Consider the following 17,653-nt stretch of genomic DNA (forward strand, 5'->3'; position numbering starts at 1 on the left):
GTTAAAACTATGGACAGTAATTCTAAAAATCAACTCGTTTCTTTACCGCTTATTGTTGCCATGATTGCTAACCCTGTTTTGGCCGAGCGTTTACCTGCTGCCGCACAAGAGCCGCGCACCCCGCGAGTCATGAGTAATCAGCAGCGCTTAGCGGTAGGCCTGGCGCCGCAAACCATGGCATCGGCCATTGTTATCGACGAGAGTGTCAACCGTGAGCAGCGTCCTGGCCTTAAAGAGTCATCCAATGGCACGGTCGTTGTTGACATTGCCGCGGCGACCGCGGCAGGGGTCTCGCATAACCGTTATAGCGAATTTAATGTCACCGAGAATGGACTCATTTTAAACAACAGTCAGGCACCGGTACTCACCCAGCTCGGTGGTTGGACCGATGGCAATCGCCGGCTGGCCGGTGGCGAAGCGCGTATTATTTTAAACGAGGTAACCGGTAGCAACCGCTCTGGTTTAATGGGGCACATTGAGGTTGCAGGTCAGGCGGCCGAGTTTGTATTGGCCAACCAAAACGGTATTACTTGTGACGGTTGCGGGTTTATCAATATCCCCAAGGCAACCTTAGTCACCGGCCGTGCAAAAATGATCAACGGTGATATCGATGGCTTTACCTTGGGCGACGGTAATATTGTTCTTCAAGGTGATGGCATCAACGCCTCGAATGTTGATCGCTTTGACATCGTAACGCGAATGGCGTCCATCAACGCGAGCCTTTACGGTAAAAACGTTAACGTCTTTACCGGTAACGATTATTTTTCTTACCGCGATGGTGTTATCAGCTCGACCGAAAATTCGCAAAGCTCGCCTTATTCTGGCGTCGCTCTGGATATCGCCGCGCTGGGCGGCATGTACGCGCACAGTATTCATTTAATTGGCACCGAAAAAGGCTTGGGTGTTAACAGCGAGGGCTTAATTCAGTCGGTCGAGCAGCTGGAGATTTCGGCGGATGGTGATATTCGCATAAAAAATGCGGTTGCCAATGAAGCCTTAACCATTGCCTCCGCGTCAGAAAGTATTGTCTCCGATGGGCAGGTGTACGCACCAGCGGTGGATCTTCGTGCGAGTGAAACCATCACCAATACCGGCGTGTTAGCTGCCCGGGATTCACTCGCTTTGCAGGCTGAGCGTATTATCCAGCAGGGGGATTTGTACGCAGGGATGGCGGAAGACGGCTCGCTGCTCTCTGAAGCAAGTTTTAGTTTACGCGAAGTTAATCATCTTGAAAATTCCGGTTTTTTGTACAGCGCGGAGAGCTTGTCACTGTCGTTACAGTCTGTGAGCAATGACAACGGCCAGATGGTATCCGGCGGAGGAATTGAGCTTGAGGCCATCGGTCGTATTAGTAACCGTGCGGGTGTACTTCAGGCGCAATCAGGCAGCGTGCATTTAACGGCCGATGCACTGGACAACCACGCCGGTGAGATCTATGCGGCGGATCAATTTGAGCTTTTGATTGAAGCTGGCAGTGGCGTCGATAATTCTCAAGGCACTCTGTTTGGCGCCGAGGCTACAAGCATACAGGTGGCAGGTGGTGATATAGAAAATTTCGAGGGCCGAATAAAGAGCCAGCATATTGAGCTGGACGCGGATAAGATTACCAATGAATCCGGTTTTATTGATGCGCAAAGCCTCAACGTAAATGCCGGTACGTTTGAGAACCACCGTGGGGTTTTACTGGCAAACGATTCGGATGGCGAAGGTATTTCGCTTCGGGTTCGGGGGGGCATTGACAACGAGGAGGGAAGCATTCACTCCGCGGGAGAGTCTCTTCGTGTCTCAAGTGTTGGCCTGAACAATAGCGGGGGTACCATCAGCTCCGCTAAGGGTAGGTTGCTGGTTAGTGTCTTAAATGATGTTGATAACACACTGGGTACCATCACCGGGCAGACATTGACGCTCGACGCTGCGGACCTGACAAATACCGACGGTTTGGTGTCGGCCGATGCGTTAACCGGCCGGTTCGACGGCGTGGATAATCACGGGGGCACCATCCAGGCACAACGGTTACGCATTGAGGCAAATCAGTATCAAAGCGCCGGTGGACTGTTACTCGCGCACGGCGAACAGGCCGAACTGAACCTCAATATTGACGGCCTTATCAATAACACGGCAGGGGCCAGCATACAGGCGCAAGGAGAAAACCTTGGAATCGTAGCTGAAAGGCTGGTGAATCGCGACTCTGATATCCTGCATTATGGCAACGGAGTGCTGAATCTGGCAGCGATCAATATTGACAATATCGATGGTATTGTCAGCAGCCAGGGCGATGTTCGCATTGATGTTTCCACGCTAGATAATCGTGGTGGAGTGATCAATGGCAATGGCCTGTATTTAACCGGGCGCGAACTCATCAATGACGATGGTCGATTATCTGCGTCCAATATTACCTTGGATTCGCGAAGGATCAGCAACCGGTCTGGCCTTCTGTCAGCGTCAAACCGTTTGAATTTAAAAACCTTTGCATTGGATAACGTCGGTGGAGAAATCGCCGGCACAAATGGCGTGACTCTGTCCTTTGAAGCGAGTGATGCATTGGACAATCGCGAAGGAGCTATTTTCTCAGGTCGAGATTTACGCCTGGATGCAGAAGGGGCAGTGGATAATGCCGGTGTGCTTCAGTCGCAAGACAGCTTCAAGCTTGAGGCCGATCAGTTTGCCAACTATGGGCAACTGCTTGCCGGGAGCTTGAGCCTTGTATCAAATGATTTGAGCAATCACGGTGGCGGCTTGATCGAAGCGCAGTCGCTGAGGGTCGATGCCACAGATTTACAAAACGCTGGGGCGATTATTTCCTCTGGGGAGAGCGGCCAGAACTTTCAGCTACGTGTCGGCAGCTTTTTTAACAGCGGCTTGCTGGAAGTTTACTCTCATAATTTACAGCTAAGTGATATTGCCTATGTGGCCGACAGCGGCAGTATTATTCACCATGGTGAAGGGCAGCTTTTTGTTGCCACCGGTGAGGTGTTTGATAACCGTACAGGCGTGCTTTATACCGCAGGTAATCTCGATATAAATGCATTGGTGATCGATAACCGCGGCGGTGAGATTAGTGCGGGTAAGACATTAGGCTTAACAGTTGATGAATTTAACAATGAAGAGGGCCTGCTGCAATCGGGTGGCAGTGTTGCTTTCGAACTTTCCGAGCTAAACAATCGCGCCGGGCGTATTCATCTGTTCTCCGATGACGATTCAAGCTTTACCATCGAGAACACATTGGACGTTACTGATGGAGAGATAATCTCGTTTGGCGAAGGCGGACTATTGCTTACGGCCAATCAGGTCGCTAACACCCGCGGGGAAATCTCCTCCAATAGCGACATCGATATTCAAACCGAGACATATTTGAATCAGCAGGGTGTTCTATCCAGTGCGCTCGGCGTTAAGCTTACCGCGAGTGAAATTGACAACCTGGAAGGTGAAATAAGTGGCCAGAGTGTCACCGTAACGGCCCCAACGTTTGAAAATCACGGTGTGGTATCCGCGTTTTCGCAGCAGGGAGAGGCGTTGACCTTGTATGTGGATGAACTCATTAACCGTGGCATAGTGGAAAGTTACGGCGTGACTCTGGATTTAAGTAATGCCCGGCTCGATAACCGCGAGGGGCGCCTGCTGCACAAGGGCGAAGGAGCACTAACGCTGACCCAGCAGACACTCGATAACACCCTTGGTCAGCTTTACACCGCAGGCTCACTTAGCGTGTCGGTTGAGTCCGTCGACAACACCTCTGGGGAGATTGTCGCGCAAGGTGCAGCTAACGTAAATGCCACACAGGGCATTATCAACCACGCCGGGGTAATTCAAACGCATGGCAACCTCACGGTGCAGGCAGACGAGCTGCGCAATGAAGCCGAAGGCTATGTGATCGCGTTGGGTGAAAAAGCGAATTTCAATGTGGCGCACCTCACCAACGACGCGGTGATTCAGGTCGCACACGATGTAAGTATTAACGCCAATGAGATTAGCAATAGCGGCGACTTAACCGGCACCGGAGTCTCTTTGAGTGCAAATCAATTGCATAATACCGGATTTATCAGTGCGCAGAACCTGACGGCGCAGGCGGAGCAATTACTTAATACACAAGAGGGTATTGTTCAGGCTGGTGAGCTGAGTATGGTTGCCGATGATTTGATTAATGCTGGGACCTTGGTCGGGTATGGGCAAGACGATTCAGGTGTGTCGCTTAGCGCCGATACGCTGGCCAATACGGGCCGCATAGAAAGCCATGGTGATACCCTGTCGGTTCAGGCGCGCGTACTGACCAACTTGCAGGGGTTATTGGTCGCCTCGGGTGAAGAAAGTCACTTAGCGGTTGCAACCGAAACGTTCGATAATCGCGATGGCGTGCTCGCTTCCAGCGACACTTTAGCTATCGGCACCGATAGCTTCGTCAATACCGGCGGTGAAGTGGGCGCCGAACAGACGCTGCTATTGCAAGCCGGACAACTGGATAATACCGGCGGTGTTATTTCTTCTGGTGCCGAGCTGGATATTACCGCGACTTTACTGAATAACACGGACGACGGCTTGCTGGTAGCTGATGAACGTATTAGCGCGAATGCTACAAACTTTGATAATACCGGTGGCCGACTTGCCACCTCTGAGCTTAATCTTACCCTTGATGCACTGCTCAACCTAAATGGCTTAATCAGTGCCGATCATTTCAGTATCGCGACCGATAGCGTGGATAATACCCAAGGGCTTTTGGTCGCCACGGATTCACTCATTGGCAGCACGCTGTCGGCAACCGGCTTCCTCAATAACACCGGCGGCATCTTACAGGTGGACGGTGGTAGTTTTACCATCACAACCGGTGAGCTAACAAATGTCGAAACCGGGCAAGTGGTTCACAGTGGCGCTGGTAGGCTGGCGGTTACAGCAGGGCGCATTGAAAACGGCGCCGAGTCTATTATAGCGGGGGAATCGAAAGTTTACCTGACGGCCCATACAGACATTATCAACCAAGGAGCGATTCAAGCGGCTGGTAACGTGGTGCTCGATGCTGCCAAGCTGGAAAATAACATGGGACGGATTCTGGCCGATGGTGGTATTAGTATCCACGCTGATTCCGTCGCTAACCGCTCCGCGAATGAACAAGAGCGTGGCTGGCTGAATGCCGACTGGATCGACATTACCGCAGCGCGCTTTACTAATGATGAATTTGCACGGGTGGAAGCAACCGAGCTTTTGGTGTCAGCCTCTGAAATAGTCAACCAAGGGTTGCTGCTGGCGACCGAGGAGCAAGCCACCTCCAGGCTTGTCATCACAGCCGATACTATTTCCAACAGTGGTCATATTGAATCGTACAATGGTGCGGCCACCGTTCAGAGTGGGGTGATCGACAACAGCGGGGTGATCGCGCAAACACAAGGGCAAACCTTACAACTTGAAGTCGATACCCTGCACAATAGCGGGTCACTGGTAGGTGATGGCGAGCTGGCTGTTATTGCTAAAAGCCAGTTACTCAACCAAGGCCAAATAGCCGGCACCGGGAGCGGAGCGGTGAGTCTATCGGCCGCCGTATTGGATAATGAGCAAGGCCTGCTCAGTGCCAGCAACCTGCATATTCAAGCCGGTCAGCTTAATAACCTGGCCGGAGAGATCAACGCGGATACCCTAGACATTACCAGTCAGACATTGATAAATGATACCGCCACCATCCTCGCCTCCAATCTCTCCATTGAGGCCAGCGAAGTAATTAACCAAGCCGATGCCGGTGAGCAAAGCTACATTAGTGCCGATACTCTGGCTATTAGCGCGGATTTTCTAAGCAACAACTCCACTGTTCAGGGCGAGCAGCTGACTCTGGATGCCGATACACTGACAAACCGCCAGGGTAAAATACTTGCCACAGGTTTGCTGGGCGAAAGCCTGTGCCTGTTGTCAGAGCAGGTGGACAACTCCGGCGGGTTTATTGAGTCTCACGGCGAGCATTTGTCTGTCGGTGCGGTACTCACCAACCAGCAAGGCACTTTATTGCACGCCGGTGATGGCGTACTGACACTATCGGATATTGACAACAGTGCGGGGCAGGTGGCGACGGAAGGCTCTTTACTGCTCGAAGCCTCTGAGGTTAATAACAGCCAGGACGGATTAATTCAGGTGGCTGGCGGTGCACGGGTATCAGCAATCAATTTTGATAATCAAGACGGTACCCTCGTGACCGGGCAGGGCTTATCGCTAAGCGTGGACGAGCTGCAAAATACCGATGGCGGTTTGGTGTTATCTCAATCCACGAAGGCGGACGATTTTCTCTGGAGTGGCAACACTTGGAATAACCAAGGCGGAACTCTGGAGGTTCACTCGGTCGACCAGATCTTGCAGCTTGATGGGTTTGATAACTCCGACGGCAATCTCTACCACGCCGCTACTGGCAAGCTCACGCTTGAAACGTTAGCGGACTGGGATACTGGGGATGGTCTTATCGTCAGCGATGGTGACATTCAGGTCGAGGCTCAACAGCGCTTCACCAATAGTGGAGCGCTGGCGGCAGACGGCATTGAAATTCACGCCACCAACCTGGAAAACCAACTCGACAGCGTCATAAATGCGGTCTGGATGAGTCTGGATGCTCAGTATGCCACTAACTTTGGCACAATCCAGACCGGGCAACTCTCTTTGGCATCCGGTGTATTGCGTAACGAGGCCACGGCCACCGGCGACGATAGCTACACGGGTGGCTTGTTGATGATTACCTCTGAGGAGGACAACGCCTTCCGCCTCAATGGCAACGGCCTGGAAAATACCGCCGGAGCCCGGCTGCAGCTCCATTCCGCCAGTAATCAGATCGATGGAGAGGTAATCAATCAGGGCGTCTTGGCTGCGCTGGGTGATGGCGAGCTGTCGTTTAACGGGCTGGTTAACCACCAGGGCGTGGTGTATTCGGGTGGCTCAATCACTGTGGATCAGGCCGACTGGGATAACCGCCAGGGCGAAATGCGTGCCGATGGCGCCGTGAATGCGGTCGTGGAGATCTTGAACAATACTCAGGGGGTCGTTCAGGCAACTGCTGGTTTGAATATCAGTGCCGATAGCGTTGCGAATGTCGACGGCTCCGTGTTCTCAGAAAATGGCATTGCGCTTTCGTTGCAACAGGCGCTGGATAACACCCGCGGCGCGGTGGTAGCAGAGTCCGGAGAGGTCACCATCCAGGCTGACAGATTACTTAACGAACGCGGCTTTATCGAGCAAGCAGGCTACGGCGACTTGACCCTTGAGCTGGATAGCCTGCTGAATAACACCGGTGGTCAGATTAATACCCAAAGTCACCTGCTAATCGACGCCGCTCAGATCATCAACAATGCTTTCGTCCAGCTCGGCGATGACGACCGCGAGGCAATCATCAATGCCGCGCATATGACCCTGACAGCCGAGCAACTTAGCAATGCCGGCGGCTATGTTCAGGGGCAAGAAGCATTGTTGCTGGATATCAACCACATCGACAACCGCGCCGGTACCCTGATTGCTAACGGCGAAAGTAACGGCAGCTTTGTGCTGCAAAGCGAGCTTTTGGATAACCGCAATGGCGGTTCACTGCAGGTATTTCAGCACGATGTATCCCTTGTGGGAGTCGAGCTGGATAACCGCAGTGGGATCATCGAGCACCGTGGCGAAGGTTTGTTTGCAGCTAACAGCGCCTCTGTGCTGCGCAATGTATCGGGCGTGATTCAATCGGCCGGCGATATCACATTAAACGCCGCCAGTATTGATAACACCGATGGGGCCATTGCTGGGCGGGGTGTAACCTTGACCGCCGATAACACGATTCACAATACGGATAAAGGCTACATCACCGGTGATACCCTAAACCTTTCGGCGCAGTGGGTAGATAACACCAATCAGGGCATCGTGGCCTCCGTAGGCGAGGGCGAAGACACTCTGACGTTAAATGTTGGTGATTTTAGCAATCACTACGGCACCGTGCGAAACAGCTCCACCAACTGGGATTTTGTGTTTGGTGAAATCGACAACGAAAACGGCACCATCATTCACACCGGTAGCGGGCTGTTTAACCTAGATCACCTCGATACGCTCACCCTTACCGGTACTGTCGCCTCTACCGGGGATATCCGCGTCAGCGCCAGTGACTTGCATAGCACGGGCAACTTGCTGGCCGATGGCGACATGACACTTGATATCACCGGCGCACTGGTCAACTCCGGCCAGGCCATCATCCGCGCTGGTCAGGCATTGAACGCTACCGTGGGAGGGCAAATAGATAACTCCGGTGGTATCACCGCTTTTTCCGGTTTTGACCTTACCGCCACTGGCGCACTGGCTAACAGTGGCATTATTGTCACCGATTCAGAAGACGCCACAATAACAGCCAGCCGGCTTACCAACCGCGGCGATATCGCCCACAACGGCACGGGCACCTTCAGTCTAAACACGGCCGAGCTTGAAAACGGCCTGGTACCGGGCGCCATAGGTGTTCAGGAGGAGCGCACCGCTGAACCCGCTGGCACCCTTAAAACCGGCGGTATTTTAGCAGCCAGCGGCGTGGCGCTGAATAACAATGGCGTTATCAGTGCCAGCACCTTGCAGTGGACAGACTTTGACACCCTCGTGAACCAGAGCCTCGGTCGTATAGAGGCCGGCAGTATTCAACTGAGAGGCAACAGCGTAGACAACGCCGGGCAACTGGTCGCCACCGGCACGTCGGGTTCGCTGGAGTTGGCCGTGGCTACACTGACCAACCGGGACGGTGCCACCTTGGCCAGCAACAGCCAAAACCAATCGTTTATCGGGGATGTAATCAACGCCGGTAGCATAGTTCATGCGGGCACTGGGGTTTTAAAACTGGGCAATGCAGGTGTTATGGACATTAGCGGCGGCACAGTCTCCACCGCTGGTATTGCGCAGCTTAGCGGTAGCATTACTGGCGCGGGCACGGTCTCGGCGGCCGAGCGTATTAGTATTACCGGTGTGGGTACTTTTACTAACACAGGCAGTACCCTTTACTCCGAGGGCGATATCGACATCAGCGCTGCGGTGAATAACCAGCAAGGCGTTTTGATTGCCGATGGCGTTTTGGATATTGACACCAATGGCACCATCGAAAATAACAATGGTCACTTGCAAGGTGGCCGGGTGCAGTTAAACGCCTCGCGGCTTAATAACACCGGCGGCGGTAAAATACTGTCTACCAATGGCGGCAGCGGCTACATCAGCGTAGGAAGTCTAAATAACCGTGGCGGTAGCATTTCCGCCAATAACGCCAGCTTTTCGGTCTCCACCAGCGGCACTCTCGATAATACGGATGGCAGCATTCAACAAACCGGTGGCACCCTGACGGTTACAGCGCAATATGGGCTAAACAATACCAGCGGCAAAGTACAATCCGCTGGTACCTTGCGCTTGCGTGGTGGCGATATTGAAAACAACAATGAGGGTATACTGTCCGGGTCTGTACTGGACATAAATACCAGCGCGTTGACTAACACAAGCCTGGCTAGAATTATTGGAACCGGGTCCGGTGCCAGTGAAATTAATGTTTCCGACTTGACTAACTCTGCCACTATATCGGCAGGCGGCTCTGGTTTGAACCTGGATGTGGCCAGCATGTTTAATAACACCGGCGGCACCCTGGCTCTTACCGGTACAGGCTTGCTGGGTTTGACCTTTAACGAATACCAAAGCGATGCTGACAGTAAAATTCGCAGCAACGCCAACCTTTCCTTGCAAACCACTCAGGCCTTTAGCAATGCCGGTGAAATATCCGCAGGAGGCTTTCTCAGTATTTACGCGCAATCGTTCAGCAACGCTAGTTCGGGAGTTGTTGACAGCGGTAATATTCTTGCCATTGATACCATAGGCGGCAACTTTAGTAATGCTGGTACGGTAAGTTCGGGGGTGACACTTGAGGTAGAGACATCCGACTTTTCTAATAGCGGTACGCTCGCATCCGATAACGCGATTCGCTTGAACATGAACTCGCTAACACTGGGCGGAGGTGAAATTGCGGCCCAGGGGCTATTGGATATCGAAGTTGTGGAAAGCGTAGTTATTGGTAATGGTGATGTATTGGAAACGGAGGGCAACCTTTACTTAAAAACCCAAAACGATTTTATCAATAATGGCACTATCAGTGCTGGTGGGGCTGTGTGGTTGGAAGGGGGAAACCTTGCCAACAGCGATACTGCGAAAATTAACGCAGGGCAAGCTATCGACAATCAATTGATGCCAAATGCAGTTGACTTGCCCGATAGTTCATACCTTAACTTTTCGCAATCCATCGTAAACGGTGGTGTTTTAAGCAGTAGTGCGGGACTAGTTCTGAATTCTTCCAGTGTTTCAAATACTGGAAATTTTATCAGTGGTGGCCGATTGGCAGTTTTTGCCGATGATCTTTCAAACAGTAGCAGCGGCGTTATATTTTCCAACGAGGACATGTACTTGGGTGTCAGTGACTCCTTAACTAATGAGGGGGCGGATATTGTCGCGTTTACGAATATGGTGATTGATGGCCGTTCTTATTCCGAGTATTCCAACGGAGGCTGGGCGGCAACCGGATTCTCTTCTACTCAGGCCATTCAAAATATTGGTGCACGCATTGAGTCTTTTGGCAATATGTACCTGACGGCTTCATCTATTACTAACCGTCGCGATGGTATCTCGTTGATTGAGGGGGAGCGGACGATTGAAGATACGTTGTTGCGATCTGGTGGTGGCGGTACTTATCTGGCAGGTGAAGGTGAGGCAACAGTAATTGATGGGCCTACTCCTTCTCCAACTAGAGAAAATAAGAACAATGAAAGGTACAGCGCGAAGAAGATAGAAAGAACGACCACACAATATTACGAGGTTGAAAATCAAGGAAGCCGAGACGCCATTATCTCATCGGGTGGAGACCTTAGGGTAGAAGACGGGGTGTTTGTCAACGACCACGGCACAATTAATATCGGCAATAATCTTTTCTGGTATGGGGATGACTATGTTTCCATAAGCTCAGGTGATTATGCAGAGCAAGAAGTCAAAGAGGTTGATGAGTTTGAGTGGTATCACGAAGGGTGCGGTAACAACGGTGGACAATTCTGCACTTTCGCGATTATTGAGTACGAAGGACAGACAACGTTAATCGACGGCGAGGAAATATTTGGGACGATCAGTATTGGCGGTGGCCTATACGGTGAAGCGGATGATGACTTTACGCTTCAAACACAGCGTTACTCAGGCGGAAGTGATACCAAGAAAGATGTTGGCTTTGGTGTATTTGGCACTGAAAGAACAGGGCTAGCTAACGCTACGCGGGAGTCAGCGACAGTTTCTGGCGACGAGGGTGAGGATGGTGAAACGATAGCGGAAACAACGCTAGAAAATAAATATTCTGGCTATCGAAGCGGGTCGGACGCTCAGGCCGATGCCGGCGGCGAAGAGACGATTGGTATCAACATTATTTCGCGGCAGGCTGAAGATAGCACGGTCAAGCAGGTTCAGGCCCAGCAAGTGGCTGTCTCTACGGCGCGGCCCACGGAAGAACGTGCCGAAGCGGGCGATGACTTTGTACAAAACCAATTGCAAGACTTAATTGCTCGCTATACACCAAAACCAGAAGTTTCCGCTGCTGAGCAGGCCCAAGGTGGTGATGCGGGTGTGGACGGCACCGGCGCCCAGCAACAAGCACTGGCAGATGGCGAATCCAGCCCGGTCGCCGGTACCCAGGTAGACGGTAATTCCGAGGTGGTGGCTAGCAACACAAATACTGAAGGCGGCAACCAGACGCTACCGGCGGAGAATACAGATCAGCTGGCCGAGTTTAAAAGCCGTGCTGCCGAACAGGGTAAAGAGGTGGTGCTAACGCCGGGTGGTCAGTACGTGATGGTGGAATCGAAAAACCCAGACGCCTCGGGGGCGCAAAGCCCCACGGGCATTGAAATTTCTACCGCCCCGGACAACTACAACCCCGATAATCTGGGCGGCCTTTACGTGGAAAACACCGCTCCCGAAGGGCAATACCTGGTAGAGACTCGCCCGGAATACACTGAGTACGGTAATTTCCTCGGTTCGGACTATTTGCTGGACGCCATTGGCTACAACCCGGATAAGACCCACAAGCGACTGGGTGATGCATTCTATGAGAATCAGATTATCCGGGATGCGCTAATGGATCAGGCTACCACTCGCTACCTCGGGCAAAACACCTCAGACTATGATCAAATGAAAAGACTCATGGATAACGCAATTGCGGCCAATCGATCCATGGAGTTGGCTGCCGGAGTTGCACTCACTCCAGAGCAAGCCGCAAGTCTGACGCAAGATATTGTGTGGATGGTGGAAGAAGAGGTCAACGGCGAGACCGTTCTCGTTCCCCGGCTTTATCTGGCCAGCATGAGCGAAAGCGATCTTCTGTCTACTGACAGCGCCCTGCGTGTTGGTGGCGATATTAACCTGTCTGTCGGTGGCGATGCCATCTTTGGCGCTGATATCAGCAGCCGAGGTAATATGATTTTTCACGCAGGAGGAGATGTTCAACAAAATGCGGATTTAGATTCTACACAGGGGGTCTGGCTGGATGCGTCCGGCGAGCTAGTAAACAACGGCTCAGCAAACGCTGATATGCTTGAGCTAACAGCCGGTGGAAGCGTGAAAAATTTGGGATCCTTGGTGTCAGATCGAGGGCTTTGGATAAACGCTGGTGACAGTGTATTAAATCAAAGTGTTGGGGAGATGGTGTCAGGAGGCGTTCTTAGTGTACATGCCAAAAACGATATCATAAATGCTCAGGGTTATATTGAAGGGCGTGATGTCTCTCTAACGGCTGAGCGCGGCGACATTATAAACCGCACCGAGTTTGAGCAGATCACCGGGAACACTCGCAGCGGTGGTTCTTATATCAGTACTACTGTGGGCGAGGACTCCATCATCGTATCCCACAACAGCCTGATGATGGACGCGGGCAACAATATCGACCTGCAGGGCAGCAGCTTTGCCGCCGACGGCACTATTAGCCTGAATGCCGGTAACGATGTATTACTCGGGGCGGTGGAAGATAAAACCGCCCACCAGTTTGATCTGGGCAGCTTCAGCGGCTCTCGCGAGCGCACCACCTATCGAGTGGTTAATATCGATGCGGGTGAACATCTGCTGATTAACGCCGGGCGCGATATTGTCGGCGAGGGTAGCCAGTTGAGTGCCGGTGGCAGTGCTATGCTGAATGCCGAGCGCGATATCCACTTAAGTGCCGTGGCCAATGTGGATCATAGCGCCTTTGACCGCAAGGACTATGAGCGCAGCGGCACCATTATCACCCACACACAAGCTACTGTTAACGCTGATGGCGATGCCAGCTTGCACGCGGGGCAAGACATAAACCTTACCGGCGCCAATATCATCGCCGATCGCAACATCAGCCTGCACGCCGAGCGCGACACTAATATTCTTGCGGTCACCGACTCCGAGCACCACTACCTGTATGAGCGCGATGACAAGAGTTTTGGGCGCAGTGAAACTACGGAAGTGGAGACTCTCAGTAGCACCAATGTAGGAAGTGTCATACAGGCTGGTGGTAATATCACGGTCAATACCTTGTTGGATGAAGGCGGCGATGTGCACCTCCAAAACAGCCGAAATGTCACCATACAAGGCAGTTTACTGGATGCGGGAAGTGATATTGCGGTAAGCGCATTGGAAAATGTCACTATGACTACGGGCCAGGAAACCTATCTGGATTATAGTCACCGTAGTTCATCAGGGCTGGGTGGCCTAACAAGAAGATCACAGTCTGATACCGCTGCCGATGTGGTTCAAGTCGGTAGTATGTTGAATTCAGGCAATGATGTTGTAGTGATGGCCGGCAACGATGTGGGCATTGCCGGTAGTGTTGTTAGTCCAAATAACGATGTCGAACTTTATGCAGGATTGATTAACGATGAGGGTGATATCAATATTGAGTCCGTGAGCCATGAACGCTTCCGGGCCTCAGAGAGCAGCCGAACGTCGGTCAGTCTGGATGTTGGCAGCGATTCCGTGTCAGTCAGCGAAGAAAAAACAGTCAAACAGGATAATACAAGCACTGCAAATGCGGCCAGCTATATACTGGCCGGAGGAGAAATATATGGAGATGCGTCTCGTGATATAAACGTCACAGGTAGCGTGCTAAGCGCAAATGGCACTGTTCAGTTGGATGCAGGTCGTCATGTCACCATTCAATCTGGAGCCAGTGAGCGCTCTGCTGGAGACGAAGATAAAAAACGTCGTTACGGGGCCAGTTGGGATACCACGAGCAATGATGTCAGCGCCTTTGTGGGAAGCGAAACTAACGCCATACGTCACCAGCAGGATTACGAAGGTGTGGTTGGTAGCTACATTGGTGGGCAACAGATTAACGTAAATTCTGGCGAAGATATTAATGTCATTGGCAGTGACCTTGATGCGGGGGGAAGTCTTATTCTCGACGCAGGGAACGATGTGAATATCCTGTCCAGTGAAGAGGCATTAACCACAAGTACTCGCACAAGTTTTACCCAGGACGGGTTAACCATGGCATTCAGCCATAATGTAGGGCAAGCGGTTGATGCAATCGGCGATCTTGGCAGTGGAGGTGATGCAGCCAGCGATGCCAGCGGGGTGATGAAAGCTATGGATGCTATGGATAGTGTGGCTCCAAGTGCCAGTATCTTCCTAGGGCAAACAACAACCAGTCAGACGGAAAGTGACACCTCTACTTTTGCTCGCGGGAGCAATTTAAACGCCGGAGATGATGTTGTAATCAGAGCCGGAAATAATGCCACAGTCTCAGGAAGCCAAGTTAATGCTGATCGCAATATTCAGGTGGATGCAAACGATATTACAATTTCATCAGCCGAGAATACTACTCAGCTAAACAGTATCCATAACTATGATCAGGTCGGTTTGACCTTGGCGGGAGGTCAAGGCAATGTCAGTCTAACGGCGGGCTTTGCAACCTCGGAGTCTGATTACCGACAAGAGATGTTTACTACAGTCGGCAGTAGTTTGAATGCGGGGCAAGATATTAACCTCAATGCGCGGAATGATTTTACCACAGAGGGCAGTGACATCAACGCCGAGCGCAATATTGATTTACGTGCCGGCAATAATGTAGCCATTATTGCCGGGGAGGGATATGTACGCAGCACTCTAGATGAGGAGCATTTAAGTGGTGGTGGCGGTGTCAATCTGGGGTCTGATGGCTTTGGCTACACTGCTTATGTGGCTGCAGGAGAAAATGATCTCGACCGGCAGAACATTACGAACCGTAACAGCACAGTCAGTGCGGGAGAAGGACTAACCATCACCAGTGGTGCAGATGCCGATATCAGTGGTGCTAACCTGACGGCGGCGGATGTGAATATGGACATTGGCGGTGACCTCACCGTTGCTTCGGTGCAGGACACTGGTAGTGTCTCTGGTCGTCGATGGGATGCCAGTTTAAGCGTCACCGTTGGGGCAGGGGTCAGTGCCAGTGCGAGTGTGGGTTATGGTGAAACCGAGGGCTCCAGTGCCTGGGTAAGTAATCAGACCAGTATAACCGGCAGCAGCTCGGTTAACATCAATGTAGGTGGCCATACTCAGGTAGATGGCGCGCTGATTGCCAATATCCAGGAAGATGGCACGGACGGCGGAAACTTAAACCTGTCTACCGAAACCTTTGGCTATACCAATCTCGAGGATCACCATGAAGAAACCAGCTCTTACCTGAGCGTGGGCTTTGGAAATGATGCGGCTACGGGAGACACGGGCTGGAGCGTATCTGGCAACTATTCTGATGTAGATCAACAGCAAACCACCTATGCGACACTGGGCAATGGGGCAATCACCGTTAGAGGTGATTCGGAAACCGGAGCTGATAGCACGGCGGGGATTAATCGAGACACTGATGAGGCTCAGGAAATAACACGCGATAAGGAAATAGACCTTGAGGTCTATGTGACCAGCAACTCTATCGAATCTTTTAGCGGTTTGTTCACCGCAGATAATCCTGATACGCCAGAAATAGAAAATACATTTTCACGCTGGCAAAGCAATATTGAGAATCTTGGCCGGAATACGGTGCTAGTTTATGAGGGGATAGATGACTTCACCGAGCATGAGGATGTGCCACAATTTGCACGAAATATTGCCGGGGCCATGGTGGATATGGCGGATACAGCTGGATACCTGACTTTGGGTATTGCGCCAAGTGTTAAGAACCATGGGGGGCTTGCAGGACAAGCGGGGACATTGGTAGTAGGAGATCAATTTTTCTACCATGTTACAGCCCAAACAAGCTATAACCCTGAAACCATGAATGTAGATTTAGAAGGATATGAAGTTGTAGAAGTGGATAAGCCTTTAGAGGGTTATACTGTTTCTACTAATGGTATGAACAATACACTTGATGATTCAATCCGCAATGGAGTAATGCAAACTGGCAGCGATAAATTCATCCAAGCTTATAATCCTCAGCACGGATTTTTGGGCGATGTTTTGGAGTCTTTTTGGGATAAAAATATTGGGGGTGTGGTATCCACAGGGAACGCACGCCAATTAAATGATTTCTACCAAACTGGCATTGATCATAACACCAGTTTCAATATTGCAGCCCATAGCCAAGGGACATTAATTAATCAGCGTGCTATAGAAGGGTTGGATTTTACTAATGGTGGTACGATCCAGCCAGGAAGTGTCCAGTTCTCTGGCTCACCGATTGGCTTCGATGCTTTCATTGAAGTAACAACGCAGGCGGGATTTCCGACATATGTAGAAAATCAAAGCAGGGGCTTGGAACCTAATTTAATTTTCCAAACAAACCGACCGGAAGGTGAGACATCGCTGTTTGGCTTTCCTTTGGTGGATTCGGTTTCAGATGCGCCAGTGTTCTTGGGAGGCAATTTTAACCAGGGTCAAGGAGGTTCGCTGGGTGGCAGTATTTTCTCCTTGCCCGAACTTTTTGCTGATCACAGCCCCCATAGCAACTATATTTGTCAGACCCCAGCATGTACAGAAAGCTCTGAATCTATACCCTCTGCTGTGCAGACTTTCCGGGATAATCTCCGTACGCCGGACACGGGTGGTGGAGGGTATATACGCCCTGAAATTATTTATCCACCCAGGCCTGCTCTAGATGAGCCAGCTAATCAATTCCAGTTAAGTCAAACGCCAGTTATAACAAACGAATTATCAGGTGCTGCCCTAACACCTAATTCGTATCCAGAGTTGGAGCGGTCACCCTTGGTTCAGCAGCCATATCAGTACCCAGAGCATAATGTTGAGTCGGAACATAGGCCAAGCAGTCAATCAATTGACCTTACATTGCATCTTGTGCCCAAAGGTGACGGGCAAACTAGCGATCAAGAGCGCGAAAGACGGCAGATAACTCTTCCAGAAATAGTGAACGAGGCTGTGAAGAATCATGGGGAAATCGCCGGTGAGTAGACAGTACAGTGCTCTATTTCAGATTCTGGGTGTAACAATAATTTCTATAATATGTACGGGCTGCTCTTTAGACCCTAATTACGTTAATCGAGACGCGTTAGCAAAATTCCGATCGTTTACTTTATGCGCAATGGACGGAGGGAAGGATACATTATATGGTATGAGATTTAGTTTTAAACCCCCCAAAAGGTACTTTCTCCCTCATTGTAATGCATCCAGGGTCCAGTACTATCCAGGGGAGGATAAACTTTGGATTCATACGCATGGTCCTGGG

1 protein-coding gene is annotated in these 17,653 nt (G+C 51.3%); it reads left to right on the forward strand.

Annotation, left to right across the window (positions count from 1 at the left end):
- Positions 1-9 precede the first annotated feature (9 nt).
- The gene (locus AAC019_RS00550; protein WP_339896589.1) at positions 10-17,379 is read left to right on the forward strand and encodes a hemagglutinin repeat-containing protein; all 17,370 of its coding nucleotides are present in this window, start codon (positions 10-12) and stop codon (positions 17,377-17,379) included.
- Positions 17,380-17,653 lie beyond the last annotated feature (274 nt).

Source organism: uncultured Gilvimarinus sp. (genome assembly GCF_963975215.1).
GTDB lineage: Bacteria > Pseudomonadota > Gammaproteobacteria > Pseudomonadales > Cellvibrionaceae > Gilvimarinus.

Coding starts and splice junctions, on each gene's coding strand:
- AAC019_RS00550 (WP_339896589.1), top strand. CDS start 10: ATGGACAGTAATTCTAAAAATCAACTCGTTTCTTTACCGCTTATTGTT.